At 73.5% G+C, this 22907-nt stretch carries 17 protein-coding genes; 14 read left to right on the forward strand and 3 right to left on the reverse strand.

Features of this window, described 5'->3' with window-relative positions:
• Positions 1-12: 12 nt before the first annotated feature.
• Both malQ and ACFY1P_RS14385 read right to left on the reverse strand, forming a co-directional pair.
• Positions 13-2136 (reverse strand): 4-alpha-glucanotransferase, encoded by a 2124-nt coding sequence (malQ, locus tag ACFY1P_RS14380; protein ID WP_361527965.1) that lies wholly within the window; start codon positions 2134-2136, stop codon positions 13-15.
• 10 nt (positions 2137-2146) lie between these two features.
• Positions 2147-2332 carry a hypothetical protein gene (locus tag ACFY1P_RS14385; protein ID WP_361527967.1) on the reverse strand — a complete coding sequence of 62 codons (186 nt, stop codon included), beginning with the start codon at positions 2330-2332 and terminating at the stop codon, positions 2147-2149.
• Positions 2333-2881: 549 nt separating this feature from the next.
• On the opposite strand from ACFY1P_RS14385, the gene ACFY1P_RS14390 reads away from it, so the two are divergent.
• On the forward strand, positions 2882-5917 hold the full coding sequence (locus tag ACFY1P_RS14390; RefSeq protein WP_390750762.1) for a beta-N-acetylglucosaminidase domain-containing protein: 3036 nt from the start codon (positions 2882-2884) through the stop codon (positions 5915-5917).
• Positions 5918-5979: 62 nt separating this feature from the next.
• On the opposite strand, the gene ACFY1P_RS14395 is transcribed toward ACFY1P_RS14390, so the two are convergent.
• Positions 5980-6516 (reverse strand): HNH endonuclease, encoded by a 537-nt coding sequence (locus tag ACFY1P_RS14395; RefSeq protein WP_361527971.1) that lies wholly within the window; start codon positions 6514-6516, stop codon positions 5980-5982.
• A gap of 257 nt (positions 6517-6773) precedes the next feature.
• On the opposite strand from ACFY1P_RS14395, the gene ACFY1P_RS14400 reads away from it, so the two are divergent.
• The 13 genes from ACFY1P_RS14400 to ACFY1P_RS14460 all read left to right on the forward strand — a co-directional run bounded on the left by ACFY1P_RS14400 (position 6774) and on the right by ACFY1P_RS14460 (position 22904).
• On the forward strand, positions 6774-7841 hold the full coding sequence (locus tag ACFY1P_RS14400) for a mechanosensitive ion channel family protein (protein ID WP_361527973.1): 1068 nt from the start codon (positions 6774-6776) through the stop codon (positions 7839-7841).
• A gap of 129 nt (positions 7842-7970) precedes the next feature.
• Complete coding sequence (locus tag ACFY1P_RS14405) at positions 7971-9167, forward strand: ROK family transcriptional regulator (protein WP_361527987.1); 1197 nt, start codon at positions 7971-7973, stop codon at positions 9165-9167.
• Positions 9168-9242: 75 nt separating this feature from the next.
• Positions 9243-10589, forward strand: a complete 1347-nt coding sequence (locus tag ACFY1P_RS14410; protein ID WP_390750763.1) for an ABC transporter substrate-binding protein — start codon at positions 9243-9245, stop codon at positions 10587-10589.
• 11 nt (positions 10590-10600) lie between these two features.
• Positions 10601-11551 carry a carbohydrate ABC transporter permease gene (locus ACFY1P_RS14415; RefSeq protein WP_390750764.1) on the forward strand — a complete coding sequence of 317 codons (951 nt, stop codon included), beginning with the start codon at positions 10601-10603 and terminating at the stop codon, positions 11549-11551.
• Entirely contained in the window at positions 11548-12387 is an 840-nt protein-coding gene (locus tag ACFY1P_RS14420) for a carbohydrate ABC transporter permease (protein WP_361527989.1), read from the forward strand. The genes ACFY1P_RS14415 and ACFY1P_RS14420 overlap by 4 nt, the downstream gene beginning before the upstream one ends.
• Positions 12388-12403: 16 nt before the next feature.
• On the forward strand, positions 12404-13657 hold the full coding sequence (locus tag ACFY1P_RS14425; RefSeq protein ID WP_390750765.1) for a 6-phospho-beta-glucosidase: 1254 nt from the start codon (positions 12404-12406) through the stop codon (positions 13655-13657).
• On the forward strand, positions 13648-14634 hold the full coding sequence (locus ACFY1P_RS14430; RefSeq protein ID WP_361527981.1) for a BadF/BadG/BcrA/BcrD ATPase family protein: 987 nt from the start codon (positions 13648-13650) through the stop codon (positions 14632-14634). The genes ACFY1P_RS14425 and ACFY1P_RS14430 overlap by 10 nt, the downstream gene beginning before the upstream one ends.
• Positions 14635-15079: 445 nt before the next feature.
• Complete coding sequence (locus tag ACFY1P_RS14435; protein ID WP_361527983.1) at positions 15080-15442, forward strand: tyrosinase cofactor; 363 nt, start codon at positions 15080-15082, stop codon at positions 15440-15442.
• A gap of 48 nt (positions 15443-15490) precedes the next feature.
• A complete protein-coding gene (locus tag ACFY1P_RS14440; protein WP_361527985.1) occupies positions 15491-16315 on the forward strand; it encodes a tyrosinase family protein in 825 nt (274 codons plus the stop codon).
• 213 nt (positions 16316-16528) lie between these two features.
• Positions 16529-17956, forward strand: a complete 1428-nt coding sequence (locus ACFY1P_RS14445; RefSeq protein ID WP_390750766.1) for a hypothetical protein — start codon at positions 16529-16531, stop codon at positions 17954-17956.
• Between the two features lie 17 nt (positions 17957-17973).
• The gene (locus ACFY1P_RS14450; protein ID WP_390750767.1) at positions 17974-18972 is read left to right on the forward strand and encodes a glutamate ABC transporter substrate-binding protein; all 999 of its coding nucleotides are present in this window, start codon (positions 17974-17976) and stop codon (positions 18970-18972) included.
• Between the two features lie 81 nt (positions 18973-19053).
• Complete coding sequence (locus ACFY1P_RS14455) at positions 19054-20370, forward strand: hypothetical protein (RefSeq protein ID WP_390750768.1); 1317 nt, start codon at positions 19054-19056, stop codon at positions 20368-20370.
• Positions 20367-22904 carry a tetratricopeptide repeat protein gene (locus ACFY1P_RS14460; protein WP_361532954.1) on the forward strand — a complete coding sequence of 846 codons (2538 nt, stop codon included), beginning with the start codon at positions 20367-20369 and terminating at the stop codon, positions 22902-22904. Before ACFY1P_RS14455 ends, ACFY1P_RS14460 begins: the two co-directional genes overlap by 4 nt.
• The last annotated feature ends 3 nt before the right edge of the window (positions 22905-22907 follow it).

The following is a 22907-nucleotide window of genomic DNA, read 5'->3' on the forward strand; positions in this document are numbered from 1 at the left end:
TCCGGGGTGGCCCTACGGGGACCGCACCGCTCTGACCTCCTCCATCAGCGCGTGCAGCCGGGGCGAGGCGACCAGTTCCTCCAGGGAGAGGGGCCTGCCCTCGGCGTCGGCGACGGGCAGCCGCCAGTTGGGGTACTGGTCCCAGGTGCCCGGCAGGTTCTGCGGCCGCCGGTCCCCGACCGTGTCCGGCAGCCAGACGCCGATCATGCGGGCCGGGGTGAGCAGCAGATAGCGGTGGACGGCCCGGACGGCGGTCTCCTCGTCGGCCCCTTCCGGCAGCAGGCCCAGCCGCCCGAAGAGCGCCAGCCACTCGGCGACCTCGCGCGCGTCCTCCCGCCGCTCGTCGGCCAGCGGGCGGCCGAGCAGGCCCAGCCGGTGGCGCAGCTCCACGTGGTCGCCGGTCAGGCGGGAGGCGGTGCTCGGCAGGTCGTGGGTGGTGGCGGTGGCCAGGCAGGACGTGCGCCACCGGGCGGGCTCCAGGGGCTCGGCGGGCTCGCGCCCCCAGTCCCGCTCGAACCACAGCACCGAGGTGCCCAGCACGCCCCGCTCGGCGAGCGCGTCCCGCACGCCCGGCTCGACCGTGCCGAGATCCTCCCCCACGACGGTGGCGTTCGCGCGGTGCGCCTCCAGGGCGAGGACGCCGAGCATGGCCTCCGGGTCGTAGCGGACGTACGTGCCCAGCGTCGGTTCCCGGCCCTCCGGGACCCACCACAGACGGAACAGGCCCATCACATGGTCGATCCGCAGCGCCCCCGCGTGCCGCAGCAGGCCGCGCAGCAGATCACGGTACGGGCCGTAGCCGCCGGCCTCCAGGGCGTCGGGCCGCCAGGGCGGCAGGCCCCAGTCCTGGCCACGGGCGTTGAAGGCGTCGGGCGGCGCGCCGATGGACATGCCCGCGGCGAAGGCGTCCTGCTGCGCCCAGGCGTCGGCGCCCGAGGGGTGCACCCCGACGGCGAGGTCGTGGACGAGCCCGACGCGCATGCCCGCCTCGCGCGCCGTCCGCTGGGCCGCGGCCAGTTGCTCGTCGGTCAGCCAGGCGAGCCAGCGGTGGAAGCCGACCCGGTCGTGGAGCTCCTCGCGGGCGCGGGCCGTGGCGGCGGAGCGGGGGTCGCCCAGGCCGCCGGGCCAGCCCCGCCAGTCGGTGCCGTGGACCTCGGCGAGCGCGCACCAGGTGGCGTGGTCCTCCAGCGCCGGGCCCTGCCCGGCGAGGAAGGCGTCGTGGGCCGCCTGCCGCCCGGGGCCGAGCGGCACGGCGCGCACGAGCTCCAGCACGCGCCGCTTGAGCGCCCAGACGGCGTCCCGGTCGATGAGCGCACCGCCGCGCAGCACGCCGTCCCGCAGCGCGGCCGCCTCGGCCAGGAGCCTCCCGGCCCGCTCGCGCGCGGCGCCGGTCAGATGGGCGTACTCCGCGACATCCTCGACGCGCAGGTGCACGGGATCGGGGAAGCGGCGGGAGGAGGGACGGTAGGGCGACGGGTCGGTGGGGGCGCCGTGGGTGCCGGGCACGGCCGCGTGCAGCGGGTTGACCTGCACGAAGTCCGAGCCGTACGTACGCCCGGCCCAGGCCGCGAGCTCCGCCAGGTCGCCGAGGTCGCCCATGCCCCAGGAGCGGGCCGACAGCAGGGAGTACAGCTGGACGAGGAAGCCGTGGCAGCGCTCCGGCGGCTCGGGCAGCCGCTCGGGGGCGACGATCAGGGACGCTCCGGCGCTCCGGCCGTCGGGGGCCTGGGCCCGCAGGAGGTGCCGGCCGTACGGCAGGCCGCCGGAGAAATCGGTGGCGTCCGGCACGCGACCGGCGCGCACGGCATCCCGCGCGCCCGCCGGATCTCTTGTGGGCCCCTGCCACGCCACACTCCGCCCGTCCTCGGTCTCGACGCGCAGCAGCGTGCCGTCCGGCAGCGCGGGCAGCCCGGGCCGGGAGGGGCGCAGCACGACCGTGGCGGGCAGCAGCCGCAGGGCGTCCGCCTGCTCACGGGCCTCCAGCGCCTCCTGGACGGAACGGGGGGTGGACGCGTCGACGCCGAGGGCGGCGAGGACCGCGACGACGGTGTCCTCGGACACCGCGACGCTCCGGCCGGGGGCGGGAGCATAGGAGGTGGCGACGCCGTGCAGGGCGGCGAGCCGCTCTCTGCCCATCCGCACCTCCTCAGATCTCCGGGCTTTCCGTGCCGCAAGGAGTGTGGGCCGTGGGTTCACTGGTCAGCGGCGGCTCGGGGGTGAGCGGGGGCTCGCTGGTGAGCGGCGTGGTGTCGGCGAGGGGCGGCTCGCTGGTCAGGGGCGGTTCGGTGCAGCTGGTGAGACCGGAGAGCAGGAGAAGTGCGGACGCGGCCACGGGGGCCTCCTGTGGGTGACGGGGGTGGGTCACGTCTTGGCCTACCCACGGATGGCTGGCGCAGACCCAGTTCTTTCGGCGGCGGGTCGGTGGACGCCTGCGGCGCTTTGTTCGCCGCCCCGCCCCTTCCCGAACCGGGGCGCGTGCCCCGGGCCCCCGGCTGCGGGTGGGTTCGCGCCTGCGGCGGGCTTTGTTCCCCTACCCCGCCCCTTCCCGAAACTGGGGCTCCGCCCCAGACCCCGGACCGCGCTTCGCGCGTTGTCCTCAAACGCCGGACGGGCTGGATTGCACGGAACGTGGGCTCGTAAGCCTGCGGGCCGCAGGCCACGGACTAGGGTCCGCAAAACCAGCCCGGCCGGCGTTTGAGGCCGCGCACGCAGTGCGCCCCCGCCGCAGGCGGCAACGAAACCCGCACCCGAACACCGGCAGCAACCACCGACTCCGCCGCACAATCACCGCACTTCGGTCACGTCCGTTGACACCTTCACCCGCTGGTGATGGGCTCGACCCTCACCGACACGGGGAACGCGGCGAAAGAGGAAACGGACCGTGCAGTTCCGGGGTAGTGAATCCGCCTTCTCCCACCCCCGCCGCGCCGGGGCCACCGTCCTGGCCGCAGCGCTCCTCGGCGCTCTCCTCGGCGGCTCGTCCGAGGCCCTCGCCACGCCGCGCCCCGACGGGACCGCGGCCGCCGCGCCCGACCGCGAGGGCGAGTCGGGGCTGCCGCCGGTGTGGCCGCGCCCGCAGAGTTCGCGTGCGCTGGGGGCGTACGCGCCGGTCGGCGACCAGGTCACGCTCATGGCCGACAGCGGCACCGATCCGTACACGCTCGACGCGCTGCGCGCGGTCCTGCGTGCGGCCGGTGCCCGTACGGTCGTGGACGCCGCGCCCGGTGGTACCCCGCCGCCGAGCGGGCTGATCGTCCTCGCGGGCGGGCAGGCCGCCGAGGACGCCCTCAAGGCACTGGGCGCGCCCGCCGCCGGTGACCTGCCCGCGGGCGGCTACCGTCTCGCGACCGGCCAGGTCGACGGCAGGCCGACGGCCGCGCTGGCCGGGAACGGCCCGGACGGGCTCTTCCACGCGGCGCAGACGCTGCGGCAGTTGACGGTGGCGCGCGACGGCGGGCACGCCTTCGCGGGCGCGGTGATCCGCGACTGGCCGGGCACGGCGGTGCGCGGGCTGACCGAGGGGTTCTACGGCCGGCCGTGGTCCCGCGAACAGCGGCTGGCGCAGCTGGACTTCATGGGCCGCACGAAGCAGAACCGCTATCTCTACGCGCCCGGTGACGACCCCTACCGCCAGGCCCGCTGGCGCGCCCCCTACCCCGCCGCGCAGCGCGCCGACTTCCGCGCGCTGGCCGAGCGGGCCCGCCGCAACCACGTGACGCTCGGCTGGGCGGTCGCCCCGGGGCAGTCGATGTGCTTCTCCTCGGCCGGGGACCTGCGGGCCCTGGAGCGGAAGATCGACGGGATGTGGGCGCTGGGGGTGCGCGCCTTCCAGCTGCAGTTCCAGGACGTGAGCTACAGCGAGTGGCACTGCGACGCGGACGCGCGGGCGTTCGGCTCCGGGCCGAAGGCGGCGGCGAAGGCGCAGGCGAAGGTGGCGGGCGCGATCGCACGGCACCTGGCGGCCAAGGGCGCCGAGGCCGCTCCGCTGTCGCTGCTGCCGACCGAGTATTACCAGGACGGCCGGACCGTCTTCCGCCGGGCGCTCGCGGACCAGCTGGACCCGCGGGTGGAGGTGGCGTGGACGGGGGTCGGGGTGGTGCCCAGGACCATCACCGGCGGTGAACTCTCCGACGCCCGCGCGGCGTTCGCGCACCCGCTGGTGACCATGGACAACTACCCGGTGAACGACTTCGCCGAGGACCGCGTCTTCCTCGGGCCGTACACCGGCCGCGAGCCGGCCGTCGCGACCGGCTCGGCCGCGCTGCTGGCCAACGCCGCCGCGCAGCCGACCGCTTCGCGGATCCCGCTGTTCACCGCCGCCGACTACGCCTGGAACCCGCAGGGCTACCGCCCCGACGAGTCGTGGCAGGCGGCCGTCGACGACCTCGCGGGCACCGACGGCCCGACCCGCGAGGCGCTGCGTGCGCTGGCGGGCAACGACGCGTCGTCCGTACTCGGCGGCCAGGAGTCGGCGTATCTGCGGCCGCTGCTGGACGCCTTCTGGGAGGCGCTGTCGGGCACGGACCAGGGGCGGCTGGCCGAGGCGGCGGACCGGCTGAGGTCGGCCTTCGGCACGATGCGGGACGCCCCGGACCGGCTGACCGGGGGGCTCGACGGCTTCGGCGGCGAGGTGCGGCCGTGGCTGGACCAGCTGGCGCGGCACGGCCGGGCGGGCTTGCGGGCCGTGGACATGCTGACCGCCCAGGCGCGCGGCGACGGCGCGGCGGCCTGGCGGGCCCAGCTCGACGTGCAGGAGCTGCGGGAGCGGATCGACGACAGCCCGGTGACGGTCGGCAAGGGGGTGCTGGGGCCGTTCCTGGACCAGGCGCTGGCCCGCGCCGACGGCTGGACGGGCGTGGACCGCCCGGTGCGCACGGCGGGCGCGGCCACCGACGGTGACCCGGCGACGGCGCTCACCCCGCCCGCGGGCGAGCCGCTGACCGTACGGCTGACGGGGGCGCACCCCCTGACGGCGGTCACCGTGCTCACCGCGCCGGGCAAGGGCGCGCGGGGCACGGTCGAGGCGCACGACCCGGCCAAGGGCTGGCAGCCGCTCGGCGCGGTGTCCGACAGCGGCTGGACGCAGGCGCAGGGCAAGGACGTACGGGCCGACGCGCTGCGGCTGGTCTGGGCGGACGGCAGCGCTCCGCCCGCCGTGCACGAGATCGCGCCGTGGTTCGGCGACACCCCCTCGGCCGACTTCGAGCTCACCGACGGTGACGTGGCCGCGGAGAACGGCGGGCAGCCCGCGGCCGTCGAGGCCCGGATGATCAACCGGCGGCCGGAGACGGTCCGCGAGAAGCTCACCGTGCGGGCGCCTTCGGGCGTCACAGTCAAGGCGCCGGCGGAGGTCGAAGTGGCCCGCGGTGGCGTGGCCACGGCCCGGATCGAGCTGTCCGTGCCCGCCGGGTCCGCGTCCCGCACCTTCACCGTGCCGGTCAGGCTGGGCGACGTGGAGCGGACGCTGACCGTACGCGCGTATCCGCCCTCCGGCGGGCCGGACCTGGCGCACGGCGCGAAGGCGACGTCCTCGGGCGACGCCTCGGCCGACTCCCCCGCGTCGGCGGCGGTCGACGGCAACCCCGCGACGCGGTGGACCGCCGCGCCCGTGGACGGCGCCTGGTGGCAGCTGGAGCTGGCGCGCCCGGTGCGCCTGGGCAGCCTCGTGCTGCACTGGCAGGACGGCCACCCCTCCCGCTACCGCGTGCAGGTCTCCCCGGACGGCCGGACCTGGCGCGACGCGGCCGTCGTCGGCCACGGCGAGGGCGGCACGGAGACGGTGCGCACGGACGCGCCCGGGACCCGCTTCGTGCGGGTCCAGGGCGACAAGCGGGCGACGGAGGACTCCTACGCGCTGACCGAGGTCCAGGCCTACGCCGTGGCGGACCAGCAGGGCAAGGACGCGGGCAAGCCCTGAGACCGGGCCATCGCCTGCGCGCGGGCACACCGCGCGCACCCTATGACGATGGCCCGGTCGACTCAGGCGGAAATGCCGTCGATCCGGGCCATCGCGTCCTCCGCGCCGAATGCCTCCAGATAAGGCAGCCAGCGCGGATCCCTATGCCCCGTGCCGATGATGCGCCACGCCAGCCCGGACGGCGGCGCCGGCTGGTGCCGCAGCCTCCATCCCAGCTCGGCCACGTGCCGGTCGGCCTTGACGTGGTTGCAGCGGCGGCACGCGGCCACCACGTTCTCCCAGGCGTGCTGGCCACCACGGCTGCGCGGGACGACGTGATCGACGCTGGTTGCGACGCCACCGCAGTACGCGCATCGGCCGCCGTCACGGGCGAAGAGGGCGCGGCGGGTGAGCGGAACGGGCCCCCGAAAGGGCACCCGCACGAAGCGCTTGAGCCTCACGACGCTGGGTGCGGGGACGGTGCAGGTCGCGCTGTGCAGATAGGCGCCGGTGTCCTCGAGGCTGACGGCCTTTTCGTTGAGGACGAGTATGAGCGCGCGGCGGAGCGGTACGACGCCGAGCGGCTCGTACGACGCGTTGAGGACCAGGACATGCGGCACGGGTGCCTCCTTGTACGCCGGCGGCGCGTGGCTCGCGCCGGGACGATCTCCTGCAAGTGTCCCCCGGCCCCCGGCCGGAGCGCCACCATCGTCGGGTAACGGGCCACGGGTGTTTTGGAACACAGTGTGTTCATCCCCCGCTCAAGACCGGCCCCATCTCGAACAGAGCAACGGAGAAGGACGGCTGCCCCGTTAGTGTGGTGTGCTGCCCGCGCCGCCGTTGGCCGCGGGCGTGGCTCATACGGAGGGTTACCGCTGTGATCTGGTCCGCTGCCCCGGCCGCCGACTCGACGCCCCGTCCCGTGTCCCTGGACGAGGCGCAAAGGACGGCCAACGACGCCGCGGGCTGGGTGGAGGAGAACTGGTCCATCTGGCTCAGCAACGGCCTGCGCATGATCCTGATCGTGGTGATCGCGGTCGTCATGCGGTCGCTGATCCGGCGGGCCATCACCAAGCTCATAGCCCGCATGAACCGCACCACCGAACACCTCGACGGCACCGCGCTCGGCGGCCTGCTGGTCAACGCCGAGCGGCGCAGGCAGCGCTCCGAGGCGATCGGGTCGGTGCTGCGCAGCGTCACCTCGTTCCTCATCATGGGCACGGCTGCGCTGACCGTGCTCTCCGTACTCAAGATCAATCTGGCCCCGCTGCTGGCGAGCGCCGGTGTGGCGGGTGTGGCCATCGGCTTCGGCGCCCGCAACCTCGTCACGGACTTCCTCTCCGGCGTCTTCATGATCCTGGAGGACCAGTACGGCGTCGGTGACGAGGTGGACGCCGGTGTCGCCACCGGCACCGTGATCGAGGTGGGCCTGCGCGTGACCAAGCTGCGCGGCTCCAACGGCGCCATCTGGTACGTGCGCAACGGCGAGGTCAAGCGCATCGGCAACCTCAGCCAGGGCTGGGCCACGGCGGGCGTCGACATCCAGGTCCGCTCGGACGAGGACCTGGACCGGGTGCGCGGGATCATCACCCGCGTCGGCGAGGAGATGCAGAAGGACGAGCCGTGGAACGAGCGGCTGTGGGAGCCGGTCGAGGTGCTCGGCCTGGACGCGGTCTACCTCGACTCCGCCGTCATCCGGGTCTCCGCGAAGACCATGCCGGGAGTGGCGCTGGGCGTGGAGCGGGAGCTGCGCTGGCGGATCAAGCAGGCGCTGGACGCGGAGGGCATCCGCATCGTCGGCCGCCCGCTGGACGCGGACCTGGAGACGGCCACCCCCGCCGATCCGGCGTCGGCCGTCGCCGCCCCCTCCGCCCTGGCGAACCCCACCTCCCCGCAGTCCCAGGCCACCGTACCGATACCGCCGGGCCCCACGCTCGGCAAGTGAGCCGGTCGCGGCGGGGGCCCGGAAAGAACCCCCGCCGCACCCATTGACGCCGCCTTTACCCGGGCCCTAACGTCCTGTTTCATCGATAGGAAAGTTTCCTAACAGATGACCACAGTGGAGGCGGCGGCCATGGCGGGCACCCCGGGAACCCCACGCGTGCTGCGTGCCATGAACGACCGCGCCGCGCTCGACCTCCTCATCGCCCACGGCCCCCTCACCCGCACCCGCCTCGGCGAGCTGACCGGCCTGTCCAAGCCCACCGCCTCCCAGCTGCTCACCCGGCTGGAGGCCGCCGGGCTGGTCCGCCCGACCGGCAACGTCACCGGCCGGCCCGGCCCCAGCGCCCAGCTCTACGAGGTCAACCCGGGCGTCGCCCACGTCGCCGCCCTCGCCGTGGACCCCGAGGGCATCACCGCGGCCGTCGCGGACATCACCGGCCGGGTCGTCGGCGAGCACCGCGTCGAGGCGGAGGCGACCGCCGAGCCCGTACGGACACGCACCGCCGCCCTGGTCGCCGAGGCCGTCGAGGGGGCGCTCGCCACGGCCGGCCTCGGCCGCGAAGCCCTGCGCCGCACGGTCATCGGCACCCCGGGCGCCCTCGACCCGCGCAGCGGCACCCTCCGCTACGCACCCCACCTGCCCGGCTGGCAGTCCCGCGCCCTTCCCGACGAGCTCGCCGCGGCGCTCGGTACCCCCGTCGTCATCGAGAACGACGTCAACCTCGCCGCCGTCGCCGAGCAGCACGACGGCACCGCCCAGGACTTCGACGACTTCGTGCTCGTCTGGGCGGACGAGGGCGTCGGCGCCGCCGTCGTGCTCGGCGGCAATCTGCTGCGCGGTGCCACCGGCGGCGCGGGCGAGATCGGCTACATGCCGCTGCCCGGCGCGCCGCTCGCGCGCGGTGGCGAGGACGCGACCGCGGGCCCGGACGGCGGCGGGGGCTTCCAGATGCTCGTCGCCTCCCCCGCCGTGCTCGCGCTCGCCGCCACCCACGGCATCGACGCCACCACGGCCCGGGAGGCCCTGACACTGGCCGCCGCCACCCCGGGGGCCGGTGACGACCTGCTCGCCGAGCTCGGGCGGCGGCTCGCCGTCGGGCTCGCGGCCGTCGTCGCCGTGGTCGACCCGGAGCTGGTGGTGCTCTCCGGCGAGGTCTGCCAGGCGGGCGGCGAGCGGCTGCGCTCGATGGTCGAGGCCGAGCTCACGGGGCTGTCCCTGCCCCGGCCGCTGCTGCGGCTCAGCGCCGTCCAGGGCTCCCCGATCCTGACCGGGGCCCTGCGGGTCGCGCTGGCCGCCGCCCGCGACACCGTCTTCGACACGGCCTGAGACCGGGCCCGTTCCTCCCTCCGCTTTCCCGCGCGCGACTTCCCCGACCTCCCTTGCCGAAAAGGAAGTTCAGCCATGCCGCGTACGCACCGCCGGCACGCGCCGGCCCTCCTCGTCCCCCTGCTGCTCTGCGTGGGCCTGCTGGCAGGCTGCGCGAACCCGGCCCGGGGCAGCGCCGACGACGACCCCACCCGGCCGGTGACCCTGCGCTTCTGGCACGGCTGGTCCGAGAAGAACGAGGTCAAGGCGATCGACGAGTCGATCGCCCGGTTCGAGCGGCTGCACCCCGACATCCGGGTGAAGGCGACCGGGAACGTCAGCGACGCCACCGCCGGCCAGGCGCTGCGCGCGGGCGGGAGCGACGCGCCCGACGTGGTGTCCTCCTTCACCACCGACAACGTCGGGCAATACTGCTTCTCGGGCATGTGGGCCGACCTCGACCCCTTCATGCGGAAGTCGGGCCTCGACAAGCGGAAGGTCTTCCCGAAGACCCTGCTGGCGTACACCTCCTACGAGGGAAAGCAGTGCGCCCTGCCACTGCTCGCGGACGCCTACGGCCTCTACTACAACAAGGACGCCTTCGAGAAGGCGGGCATCTCCCGGCCGCCGCGCACCATGTCCGAATTCCGCGAGGACGCGGTGAAGCTCACCCGGCGGACCTCCGGCGGCTCGTACCGACAGCTGGGCTACATGCCGGACTTCCGCTTCTACCAGAACAGCCCGGACCGGCTCTTCGCCCAGTGGGCACCACGGTATTTCGACGCCGAGGGAAAGGCCCACCTCGCCGACTCCCCCGACACGAAGGAATTCTTCCGCGTCCAGCGGGACCTGATCAGCGCGCAGGGCGGCTACGGCCCGCTGGAGAAGTTCCGCACCACCTTCGGTGACGAGATGTCCTCGCAGAACGCCTTTCTCACCGGAAAGGTCGCCATGCACATGGACGGTGAATGGCGCGGACTGATGCTGAACGAGGCCAAGCCCTCCTTCCGCTGGGCCACGGCCCCCATGCCGGTGCCCGACGACCGGCCGGACACCTACGGCCGGGGCTACCTCACCGGCACGGTCGCGGGCATCGCCCACAGCAGCAAGCACCAGAACGCGGCGTGGGAACTGCTGAAATTCCTGACGGCGGACACCGGTCAGGTGGTCGCGTTCGCCAACGCCATCCACAATCTCCCGTCCACCAACGCCGCGCTCGCCTCACCGGAGCTGGACCGCGAACCGGCGTTCCGCACGTTCCTCGACATCGCGGCGAATCCCCACAGCACCGGCATGCCGCCGTCCGTCAACGGCGGGCAGTACATCGTCTCGCTCCGCGACTTCTCCTACGACGTCGAGGCGGGCAGGGTCCACGACCTCGCGAAGGGCCTGCGCCGGCTCGACCGGCAGATAGACGACGACAACCTCCAGTCCCGCAACTGACGGAGCCCGCCATGGCGATATACCCAGCACCCGAACTGCGCCGCAGACACACCCGAGAACGGCTGCGGACCCTCGGCTTCCTCTCCCCCTGGCTGGTCGGCTTCACCGTCTTCTTCGGCTATCCGCTCCTCGCCACCGTCTATTTCTCCTTCATGCACTACAACCAGATCCAGGCCCCGACCTTCGTCGGCCTGCGGAACTGGCGCTATGTGCTGGAGCAGATGCCCCTCTTCGGCCCGGCGCTGTGGAACACCCTCTGGCTCGTGGTCGTCATGGTCGCCCTCCGCGTGGCCTTCGGACTCGGCATCGGCCTGCTCGTCACCAAGGTCAAAACGGGCGCCGGATTCTTCCGTACGGCCTTCTACCTGCCCTATCTGGCCCCGCCCGTGGCCGCGACGGTCGCCTTCGTCTTCCTGCTCAACCCCGGCACCGGCCCGGTCGACGAGGCGCTCTCGGCGGTCGGGGTGTCCGCGCCCAACTGGTTCAACGACCCCGACTGGGCCAAGCCTTCCCTGGTGCTGCTCTCGCTGTGGGGCATCGGCGACCTGATGGTCATCTTCATGGCCGCTCTGCTGGACGTGCCCAAGGAGCAGTACGAGGCGGCGGAACTCGACGGCGCGGGGCCCTTCGCGAAATTCCGCTACGTCACCTGGCCCGCGATCACGCCGATCGTGATGTTCGCGGTGGTGACGGGCGTCGTGCAGACCATGCAGTACTACACCCAGGCCCTCGTCGCCGGAAAACTCGCCTCCGGGGTCAGCGTCGGGCCCGGCACGGTCATCCAGCCCGGCTATCCCGACCACGCCACGCTCACCGTGCCGCAGCTCGTCTATTCGCTGGGCTTCCAGAACTTCAACACCGGCGCCGCGTGCGTGCTCTCGCTCGTGCTCTTCGCCATCGCCATGGCCGCGACCTCGCTGCTGATGCGCAAGCGGTCCGGCCTGCTGACGGCGGGGGACTGAGCATGAGGACCCGTCGCCGCGCTCTGCACTGGATAGCGGTGCACACCACCGCCGTCGCCGCCGCGCTCTTCTTCGTCCTTCCTTTCGTCTTCGTCTTCCTGACCTCGGTCATGAGCGACGACCAGGCGATGAGCGGTGAACTGTGGCCGCACCAATGGAACTGGTCGAACTACACGGACGTGTTCGACACCCCGGGCTTCCTCGACTGGTGGCGCAACTCCCTGCTCTACGCGGGTCTCGGCACCCTCTTCACCGTGTGCTCCTCGGTCCCGGTGGCCTACGCGCTCGCCAAATTCCGCTTCCGCGGCCGCCGGGCGGCACTCGTCCTCGTCATCTCCACGATGATGCTGCCGCCCCAGGTCGTCGTCATTCCGATGTATCTGGTGTGGGCGCAGCAGCTGCACCTCTCGGGCTCCCTCTGGCCACTGATCATTCCGATGGCCTTCGGGGACGCGTACTCGATCTTCCTGCTCCGGCAGTTCCTGCTGACGATCCCCAAGGAATACCTGGAATCGGCGAAGGTCGACGGCTGCGGTGAGCTGCGCACGCTACTGGGCATCGTCGTGCCGATGGCGAAGCCGGGCATCGCGGCGGTCGCGCTCTTCCAGTTCTTCTACTGCTGGAACGACTATTTCGGCCCGCAGATCTATGCGGCGCAGAACCCGGGGGCCTGGACGCTCAGTTATGGTCTGGAGTCCTTCAAGAGCGCGCACAGCGTCAACTGGAATCTGACCATGGCGGCGACACTGCTCGTCATGGCGCCGGTCATCGTCGTTTTCTTCTTCGCACAGAAAGCCTTCGTCGAAGGCGTCACTCTCACCGGAGTAAAGGGCTGATTCCCATGATGCGCACATGAAGCTCGCAGTGGTCGGCGGAGGATCGACCTACACCCCCGAACTCATCGACGGCTTCGCCCGCTTGCGCGACACGCTGCCGCTGACGGAGCTCGTCCTGATCGACCCGGCCGCGGACCGGCTGGAGCTCGTCGGCCCGCTCGCGCGCCGGATCCTCGCCCGCCAGGGCCACCCCGCGCGCGTCACCTGGACCGCGGACCTGGACGCGGGCGTGGACGGCGCCGACGCCGTGCTGCTCCAGCTGCGCGTGGGCGGCCAGGCGGCCCGCGAGCAGGACGAGACGTGGCCGCTGGACTGCGGCTGCGTCGGCCAGGAGACGACGGGCGCGGGCGGCCTCGCCAAGGCGCTGCGCACGGTGCCCGTGGTGCTGGACATCGCGGAGCGCGTGCGGCGGCGCAACCCGGACGCGTGGATCGTGGACTTCACCAATCCGGTGGGGATCGTGACCCGGGCGCTGCTGACCGCCGGGCACCGCGCGGTCGGGCTGTGCAACGTGGCCATCGGCTTCCAGCGGAAGTTCGCCGGGCACCTGGGCGTCGCCCCGGAGGCGGTCGCGCTGGGGCACGTGGGCCTCAACCACCTCACGTGGGAGCGGTCGGTGACCGTCGGCGGCCGTGACGTGCTGCCGGAGCTGCTCGCCGGGCACGGCGAGGCCATCGCCGCCGACCTGCGCATGCCGCGTGAGCTGCTGGACCGGCTCGGCGTCGTGCCCTCGTACTACCTGCGCTACTTCTACCAGCACGACGAGGTCGTCAAGGAGCTGCTGAGCAAGCCCTCGCGTGCCGCCGAGGTGGCCGCGATGGAGCGGCAGCTGCTGGCGCTGTACGCGGACCCGGCGCTGGATGAGAAGCCGGAGCTGCTGGGCAAGCGGGGCGGCGCTTTCTATTCGGAGGCCGCGGTCGCGCTGACGTCCTCGCTGCTGCGGGACACCGGTGACGTGCAGGTGGTCAACGCGTTCAACAACGGCACGCTGCCGTTCCTGCCGGACGACGCGGTCATCGAGGTACCCGCGGCGGTGGACGCCCGGGGCGCTCACCCGCTGCCCGTACGCCCTCTGGAGCCGCTGTTCGCCGGGCTGGTCGCGAGCGTCACCGCCTATGAGCACCTGGCGCTGGAAGCCGCCCTCAAGGGCGGTCGCAACCGGGTGTTCGAGGCCCTGCTCGCGCATCCGCTCATCGGCCAGACCGCCTACGCCGACCGGCTGGCGGACGACCTGATCGCGCACAACCGGGAGCACCTCGCGTGGGTCTGAGCGATGCGGCGTTCGCGATCGACGCGGGCAACAGCAAGACCGACGTGGCCCTGGTGGCCGCGGACGGGGCCGTGCTCGGGCGGGCCCGGGGCGGGGGCTTCCAGCCGCAGCGGGCGGGGGCCGCGGAGGCCGTCGCGGGCCTGGGCCCGCTGCTGGCCGAGGCGGCGGCGCGGGCCGGGCACGGCGGCCCGGTCCGGGTGGATCACGTCCAGGCGTGCCTGGCCAACGCCGATCTCCCGGTGGAGGAGGAGCGGCTGACGGCGGCGATCGAGGCGCACGGCTGGGGGCGTACGGTCACGGTCGCCAACGACACCTTCGCCCTGCTGCGGGCGGGGCTGCCGGACGGGGACGCGCCGGTGGGCGTGGCCGTGGTGTGCGGGGCCGGCATCAACTGCGCGGGGCTGGGGCCGGGCGGCCGTACCGCCCGCTTCCCCGCGATCGGCCGGCTGTCGGGCGACTGGGGAGGCGGCGGGCACCTGGCGTCCGAGGCCCTGTGGTGGGCGGCGCGCGCGGACGACGGGCGGGGCGAGGCGACCGAGCTGGCACGGGCCCTGCCCGCGCACTTCGGACTGCCGGACATGCCGGCGCTGATCGAGGCGCTGCACCTGGGCACGGTGGAGGAGGAGCGGCAGCACGAGATCACCCCGCTGCTGTTCGCGGTGGCCGCCGCGGGGGACGCGGTGGCCAAGTCGCTCGTGGCCCGGCAGGCGGAGGAGGTCGTGGCCATGGCGGCGGTGGCGCTGAGGCGGCTGGGGCTGCTGGCGGATCCGGTGCGGGTGGTGCTGGGCGGCGGAGTGCTGGCGGCACGTCATCCGCTGCTGCACGACCGGGTCGTGGAGTTGCTTCAGGCGCGCGCTCCCAAGGCCGTGCCGGTGGTGGTGACGGCTCCGCCGGTGCTCGGTGCGGCGCTGCTCTCCCTGGACCGGGCGCCGGTCCCGGCCGCCGCGTACGCCCGGCTGCGGGGGCACTTCGCGTAGGGCGCGGACCCGCTCACCGGCCGGGCCGAGATCACCGGCCCGGCCTTTCGCATGGCCTGAGCACGCGACTGTTCGCGTCATCCTCGCGCCGTGAGAACCGTCACTATGGACGGCCGCATTCCGGAAAAACGGCGTTCAAGATCATCTACGGCCGGAGAATCTCCTGACACGGCGTCAATAGCGCTATACGCCAGAAACTTCTCCTCTGGCGATGGTTGACCTTTCATGCACCGAATGTCCGTAAAGCGGCCAACCATTACTCGCCCCCCGTGTGCCCGTGCAAGCATCCGCTCCGCACGGATTGATCACGAAATACAACAAGCAACCGCCATCAAAAGGGATTTGCGGCTGCATTCGTGACAACCCCGCACCTGATCACCTTTCGAGGGGGGTTCGACCCATGTCGTCCAACGTCACCCGACGTCTCGTACTCAGAGGAACCGCCGTGGCCGTGGCCGGAGCCGCGCTGGCCGCGCCGACCGCGATGGCCGCCACCCGTGGGGCCATGGCGGGCACCATGGATCACTCCGGCCACACCGGACACACCGGTCCCCAGCCGTTCGACGAGATCTACCAGGGCCGGCACATCGTCGGTAAGGCCGCCGAGCCCGGCAGCATGAGCGCCCACCACGGCGGCGACTTCTCGGTCTACATAGACGACCGCGAGCTGCACATCATGCGGCTCGGCGACGGGACCTGGATCAGCGTGGTGAACCACTATCTCCCGCTCGACGACCCGCGCGCGCTGGCCCGCGCCGCCGTCGAGAAGCTCCGGGGCGCCACGCTCGTCCCGATGATGGCCGGCTGACGCGTCACTGCCTTCCCCCGAACCCGACCCGAGAGGACACGACCCACCATGGCAGTGCGCAAGAACCAGGCCAACCTCACCGCCACCGAGAAGCGGAACTTCGTCAACGCCGTGCTGGAGCTCAAGCGCAAGGGCGGCTACGACGAGTTCGTGCGGACGCACGACCAGTTCATCATGAGCGACCGCGACGACAGCGACCGCGTCGGCCACCACGCGCCGTCCTTCCTGCCCTGGCACCGCCGCTTCCTGATCCAGTTCGAGCAGGAGCTCCAGAAGATAGACCCCTCGGTCTCGCTCCCCTACTGGGACTGGACCGCCGACCGCGGGGCCAACGCCTCCATCTGGGGCGCCGACTTCCTCGGCGGCAACGGCCGCAGCCGCGACGCCCAGGTGACCACCGGCCCGTTCGCGTACTCCACGGGCAAGTGGAACATCAACGTCAGCGTCGACAGCCGCCCTTACCTCCAGCGCGAGCTGGGCGCCGACGGCCAGCTGCCCACGCGGGCGCAGGTGGACGCCGTGCTCGCCATGCCCGTCTACGACGTGGCGCCCTGGAACGGCCAGTCGGAGGGCGGCTTCCGCAACTACCTGGAGGGCTGGCGCGGGCCGGGCCGGATCCACAACAGCGTGCACGTGTGGATCGGCGGCCACATGGCCACCGGCACCTCCCCCAACGACCCGGCCTTCTGGCTGCACCACTGCTTCATCGACAAGCTGTGGTCCGAGTGGCAGCGCATGCACCCCACTTCGGGCTATCTGCCCGCCGGCGGCACCCCGAACGTCGTGGATCTCAACGACACCATGCGCCCCTGGAACAACGTCACCCCGGCCGACATGCTCGACCACACGAAGTTCTACACCTACGACCGCTGACGGTCGTTCCGGCGGGGCCCGGGAACCGAACGGGCCCGCCGTACGTGGTGGGGTACAGAGGCCGACGCGGGCCCCGGTGAAGATCCCGATCCGAACAAGATCGGTCGGACACCGGTGTGTTTGTCAGTCCCTGCGGCCATACTGACTGGCCGGGCACCTGTCCTCCACCGCATCGGGTGACGGGCCGCCCTCAGCGACCGAGGGGGAGGTCTCGTGTCACATCCGCAGCCGGCCGGAGCCGTCGCGCCGACGGCGCCCGCGCCCCCGGCCGCGTCACCGCCGATGCCCGCGCCGCCCCCGCCCGAGCGGTCACCGGCCTGGCGCGAGGCCCTCGACCGGCTGCGTGCCGCGGCGACGACCGAGCCGGGGCGGCTGCGCATCATCGGCGCCGTCCTGGCCGTGCTGCTGGTCGCCTTCGGCACCGTCACCGCCTGGCAGGTGGCCTCCCGCGCCTCGGCGGCCGACGCCGTCGTGCACCGCAGCCAGCCGCTGAGCGCCGACGCCGCCGACATCTACCGCTCCCTCGCGGACGCCGACACCGCGGCCGCGAGCGGCTTCCTCGCGGGCGGGCAGGAACCGCGCGCGGTCCGCGAGCGGTACGAGAAGGACATCGCCCGCGCCTCCGAGCTGCTGGTCAAGGCCGCCACCGACAGCAGCGGCCCGGACGCCTCCCGCAGCCGGATAGCCGAGCTCAACGCCGAGCTCCCGCGCTACACCGGCCTGGTGGAGGCCGCCCGCGCCAACAACCGGCAGGGCCTCCCCCTCGGCGGCGCCTATCTGCGCTACGCGGGCGACCGGATGCGTGACGAACTGCTGCCCGCCGCCCGCGGGCTCTACGAATCGGAGACCGCCCGCCTCGGCTCCGACTACGGCGACGCCAAGTCCTGGCCCTGGGCCGCGCTCGGCACCGGCGTGCTGGCCCTCGCCGCGCTCGGCTGGGCCCAGCGGCGCTCCTTCCTGCGCACCAACCGCGTCTTCAACCACGGCCTGCTGGCCGCGACCGGCGCCGCCACGGTGGTGCTGCTCTGGCTGACCGTCGGGCACGCGGTGGCCCGCTCCGGCCTGGAGCGCTCCTCCTCCCACGGCGCCGAGTCCCTCCAGGTCCTCAACGAGGCCCGGATCGGCTCACTCCAGGCCCGCGGCGACGAGAACCTCACCCTGGTCGCACGCGGCGCCGTCCTCACGAAGAACGGCGACGACGCCTACGAGACGAGCTACCGCGAGGGCATGGGCAAGCTCATCGGCGGCGACCACGGCGAGCCTGCCTCCGGCTCGCTCCTGGACCGGGCCCGCGCCCTCGCCGACGACCGCGCCGGGCGCGACCCCGTGGCCGCGGCGATCAAGGACGTACGCGAGTGGCAGCACCGGCACGGCGGCGCCCGCGCGGCGGACGACGGCGGGTTCTACGACAAGGCCGTGGCCGAGGTCATCGGCGACAAGGGCAGCACCGGCGAGTCCTTCGACCGCGTCGACGACGAGCTGCGCCAGGCCCTGGACCACGAGCAGAACGAGTTCCGGCAGGCGGCCGACGACGGGCGCGGCGCGCTCTCGGGCCTGGCGGCGGGCGCCGCCGTGCTCGCCGTCCTGGGGGCGGCGGGCGCCGTCCTCGGCATCGGGCGCAGACTGTCGGAGTACCGGTGACGGGGGGAGGCGAGGGCGTGAACGCACCACTGCGGGCGCTCGGGACGCGAGTGCGCTCCAGGCCGCTGCTCACGGCCGCGACGGCGGCGGGCTGCGCGCTGGCGGCGACGGCCGCCGTGCTGCTGCCCGTCCAGGGCGGCGCCGCCGCCGAGCGCCCGGAGCGGCCCCCGGCCGCGGCCGCCGGGCCGGCGCGGGACGCGGCGGCGCCGAAGTGCACCGACCCGGAGGCGAGTCTGCGGCCGGCGGGCGACCTGGACGGCCCGGCAGTCCGGCGCATCAAGGCCCGCGGCAAGCTGATCGCGGGCGTCGACCAGAACAGCTACCGCTGGGGCTACCGCGACCCCGCCACCAATGAGCTGAGCGGCTTCGACATCGACCTGGTGCACGCCATCGCCAAGGACATCCTGGGCGACCCGGACAAGGTCGTCTTCCTCACCATCCCCACCAACCGCCGTATCCCCGCCGTGCAGTCGGGCAAAGTGGACATCGTCGCGCGCACCATGACCGTCAACTGCACCCGGATCGGGCAAGTCGCCTTCTCCACCGCCTACTTCGAGGCCGGGCAGCAGGTGCTGGTCCCCAAGGGGTCGCCGGTGAAGGCGTTCGACGACTCGCTGAAGGGGAAGAAGGTCTGTACGGCCGAGGGATCCACGGCGGAGGCCAAGGTGCGGGAAGAGCCGCACGGTTCGACCCTGGTGACCGTCCCCAACCACCTCGACTGCCTGGTGCGGCTCCAGCTGGGCCAGGTCGACGCGGTGGTCAACGACAACGCCCTGGCGGCCGGCCAGGCCGCCCAGGACCCCTCCGTGCAGCTGGTCGGAAAGCCGTTCACCACCGAACCGTACGGCGTGGCGATGAACCTCAAGGACGTGGACCTGGTACGCCGGGTCAACAAGGTGCTGGAGGACTACCGCAGCGGTGGCGCCAACAGCCCGTGGATGAAGGCGTACCAGCACTGGCTCGCCTCCGGCCTCGGCGAGGCCGACGCCCCGCCGGCGCCCAAGTACCGGGACTGACAGCGGGCGGGCGCGAGGAGCGACGAGCACCACCGTTGAAGGAGACGTCGGCGGCACGGCCGCGGACAGGAGAGGGGACCGATGGCGGTCGCGGGGCCCACCGGGCCGGCCTTGAGCCGCGAGGAGGTGGACCGTGCGCTGGCGAGGCTCGGCGCCGAGCACGAGGCCGTCGAGACCTCACTGCTCGCCCTCCAGGACCACGCCGGGCGCCGCCTCCTGGAAGGGGCGGAGCTCACCGGCGTCACCAAGAGCCGGTGGGCGGCCGCCGAGCTGCTCATCAGCCGGCTGTGGCTGTGCTTCGACGCCTATACCGACGCCCTGACGACCGCCCGCGAGCTGCGCGGACGGCGCCGCTGGCCCAGCCAGACCGAGCTGTCGGAGCTCACCGAGCTGCTGCGCGGCAGCGGCGTCACCCTGCCCGGCGACGCCACGCTCGCCCTCGCCACCGAGGGCACCGCCGCCCGCCTGAGCGAGCGGCTCAGCCTCCAGGAGCTCCTGGAGCGGATGAACGGGTGGTACGCCCAGGCGCTCGACGTGGTCGTCACCGCGGACGCGGTCTGGTCCGCGCTGCCCGCCCGGATCGACCTGCTGGCCGCGGAGTTGCAGCGCGTCCGCTCCCTCGCCCACTCGGTGGGCGTGCGGCCCGGCGAGCACCCCTCCGGTGACGACCTGGAGCAGATCGCCCTGGAGCTGACCGCGCTGCGGTCCGAGGTGGTGGCCGATCCGCTGGCCTTCTGGGCGGGCGCCTCCCCCAGCTCCGCACCGGGCGGCGGCCGGCCCGACACCGCGCGCTACGACCGCGCCGCCCGCGCCCTGGAGGACGTACGGCGCGAGGTCGAGGCCGTCCTGGACGTCCGGCAGGACGCCGAGCAGCGGCTGCTCCAGGTGCGGGACGTCCTCTCGCGGGCCGACCGCACGCTGACGGAGGCCCGCCAGGCGCGCGCCGAGGTCCTCTCCAAGATCGCCGCGTTCGAGGTGCCCGCGGTGTCGGGCCCGCCGACCGCGCTCTACGAACAGCTGGCGGCGGCGGCCGACCACCGCAGGCACGCCCGGTGGCACCGCCTGTCGCCGCTGCTGGAGGGCCTGGAGCAGCGGGCCGACGACGAGCTGCTGCGGGCCCGCGAGTCGCTGGCGGCGGTGACCGCCCCGCTGGCCGTCCGGGCCGAGCTGCGCGGGCGGCTCGACGCGTACCGCGCGAAGGCGGGCAGACACGGCCTGACGGAGGACTCCTTCCTCATCGAGCGGCACGACGCGGCGCGCCGCATGCTGTGGAGCGCGCCATGTGATCTGGTGGCCGCCGAAATGGCCGTTCTGCGTTATCAGCGAGCGCTCGCCGACGCGCTGGCGCCGCCACCGACCGGGGCCTCGGGGCCCGTGGACCGTAGGGGGGAATCTTGAGCAATGCCTGCCAGCGCCCGGGCTGCGCCGGGGCGTACGAGGACGTGGGCGGCGGTGAGCTGTACTGCGACACCTGCGGGCTGACCCCGGTGGTCTCGCCGCGCGGCATGCTGGCGTCCCCGGCCACCGGGATGACGGCCGGGGCGCGGGGCTCGGGCGGGAGCGCCCCTTCGGCGCGGTCCGCCTCCGGCTCGTCGTCGAGATCGTCGCGGCCCTCGTCGTCCCGGTCCTCGTCGTCCCGCAGGTCGGTGTCCGGCAGGCTGTCGCGTTCGCTGACCGGCGGCTCCCAGGGGTCCGGGGGCACGGCGGGCACCCGGTCGGTGTCGGTGCGCAGCTCGCACTCCTCGGCGGCGCCGGTCTCCGGGCGCGGCAAGCTGGGCGCAGGGCTGGTGAGCGTGCCGGAGGTGCCGCGCCCGGACCCGCGGACGGCGGTGCTGGAGAATCCGGAGGTGCCCGAGCGGAAGCGGTTCTGCAGCAAGGGCGACTGCGGTGCGCAGGTGGGGCGTGCGCGCGGGGACCGGCCGGGGCGCACAGAGGGCTTCTGCACCAAGTGCGGGCACCCGTACTCCTTCGTGCCGAAGCTGCGGGCGGGCGACGTGGTGCACGGGCAGTACGAGGTCGTGGGCTGTCTCGCGCACGGCGGGCTGGGCTGGATCTATCTCGCGGTGGACCGCGCCGTCTCCGACCGCTGGGTGGTCCTCAAGGGCCTGCTCGACACGGGTGACGAGGACGCGCTGGCGGTGGCGGTCTCCGAGCGGCGCTTCCTCGCGGAGATCGAGCACTCCAACATCGTCCGGATCTACAACTTCGTCGAGCACCTCGACCAGCGGACCGGCAGCCTCGACGGCTACATCGTCATGGAGTACGTGGGCGGCAAGTCGCTCAAGGAGATCGCCAACGGACGGCGGCGGCCGGACGGGCGGCGCGACCCGCTGCCGGTCGAGCAGGCGTGCGCGTACGGCATCGAGGCGCTGGACGCGCTGGGCCATCTGCACAGCCGCAACCTGCTGTACTGCGACTTCAAGGTCGACAACGCCATACAGCAGCAGGACCAGCTCAAGCTGATCGACATGGGCGCGGTCCGGCGGATGGACGACCACGACAGCGCGATCTACGGCACTGTGGGCTATCAGGCGCCGGAGGTCGCGGAGGTGGGGCCGTCGGTGGCCTCCGACCTCTACACGGTGGCGCGCACGCTGGCGGTGCTCACCTTCGACTTCCAGGGCTACACCAACGTCTTCGCCGACAGCCTGCCGGACCCCGACCACATCGAGGTCTTCACCCGCTACGAGTCCTTCTACCGGCTGCTCGTCCGGGCGACCGACCCCGATCCGGGGCGGCGGTTCGCGTCCGCGCAGGAGATGGCGGACCAGCTGACGGGCGTGCTGCGGGAGGTCGTCGCGCTCCAGACGGGGCGGCCGCGGCCCGCGCTGTCCACGCTCTTCGGGCCGGAGCTGCGGGTGGTGGACACCCGGCTGTTCGAGGAGGCGGTCTGTGAGACCTCGCTGCTGGGCGCCCGGGTGACGGGCCGTAAGGCGGTGGCCGCCGCGGTGCCCGCGCAGCGGCTGCCCGCGGGCACGGGCACCGGCCGGGCGGCGGCCGTCGCCCCGCTGGACACCCGGGCCGCGGCGCTGGCCCTGCCGGTGCCGCTGGTCGACCCGAACGACCCCAACGCGGGCTTCCTGGCGGGCCTGCTGGCCTCCCAGCCCGCCGAGCTGTACGCGGCGCTCCAGGCGGCCCCCTCGTCCTCGCCGGAGCTGCGGCTGCGGCGCGTGCGGGCCCAGCTGGAGCTCGGCGACGAGGGGCCCGCGGCGAAGGCGATCGAGGCGCTGGAGGCCGCGCACCCCGAGGACTGGCGGGTCGTCTGGTACCGCGGGCTGCACGCGCTGGCCACCGGTGACCGCGAGACGGCCGCGCTGTCCTTCGACGCCGTCTACGACGCGTTCCCGGGCGAGCCCGCGCCGAAGCTGGCGCTGGGGGTGTGCGCGGAGGTGCTGGGGCAGCTCGACAACGCCGCCGAGTACTACCGCCTGGTGTGGGAGACGGACCAGAGCTTCGTCGGCGCCGCGTTCGGGCTCGCCCGGGTGCGGCTGTCCGCCGGTGACCGCGCGGGCGCCGTGGCCGCGCTGGAGTCCATACCGGAGGCGTCCATCCACTACACGGCGGCACGGGTCGCGGCGGTACGGGCCCGGCTGCGCGGGCGCCTCCCCCAGGACGTGCTGCCGGCCGACCTGCTGGCCGCGGCCGCCCAGGTCGAGCGGCTCGCGGACTTCGGGCTGGACGCCGTGCGGCGGGAGCGGCTGTGCACGGAGGTGCTCGGCACCGCCCTGGACCGGGTGCTGTCGGACCCCCCGGGCGCGGCCGCGCAGCCGGGGAACACCACCACGCTGCTCGGCTGCGGCCTGGACGAGCGTGGCCTGCGGTTCGGGCTGGAGCGCTCGTACCGCGTGCTCGCGCGCCTCGCCCAGCGCGGTGAGGAACGGATCGAACTGGTGGAGCGGGCCAACCGTTTCCGCCCCAGGACATGGGTGTGATCG

Source organism: Streptomyces sp. NPDC001407 (genome assembly GCF_042895325.1).
Classification (GTDB): domain Bacteria; phylum Actinomycetota; class Actinomycetes; order Streptomycetales; family Streptomycetaceae; genus Streptomyces.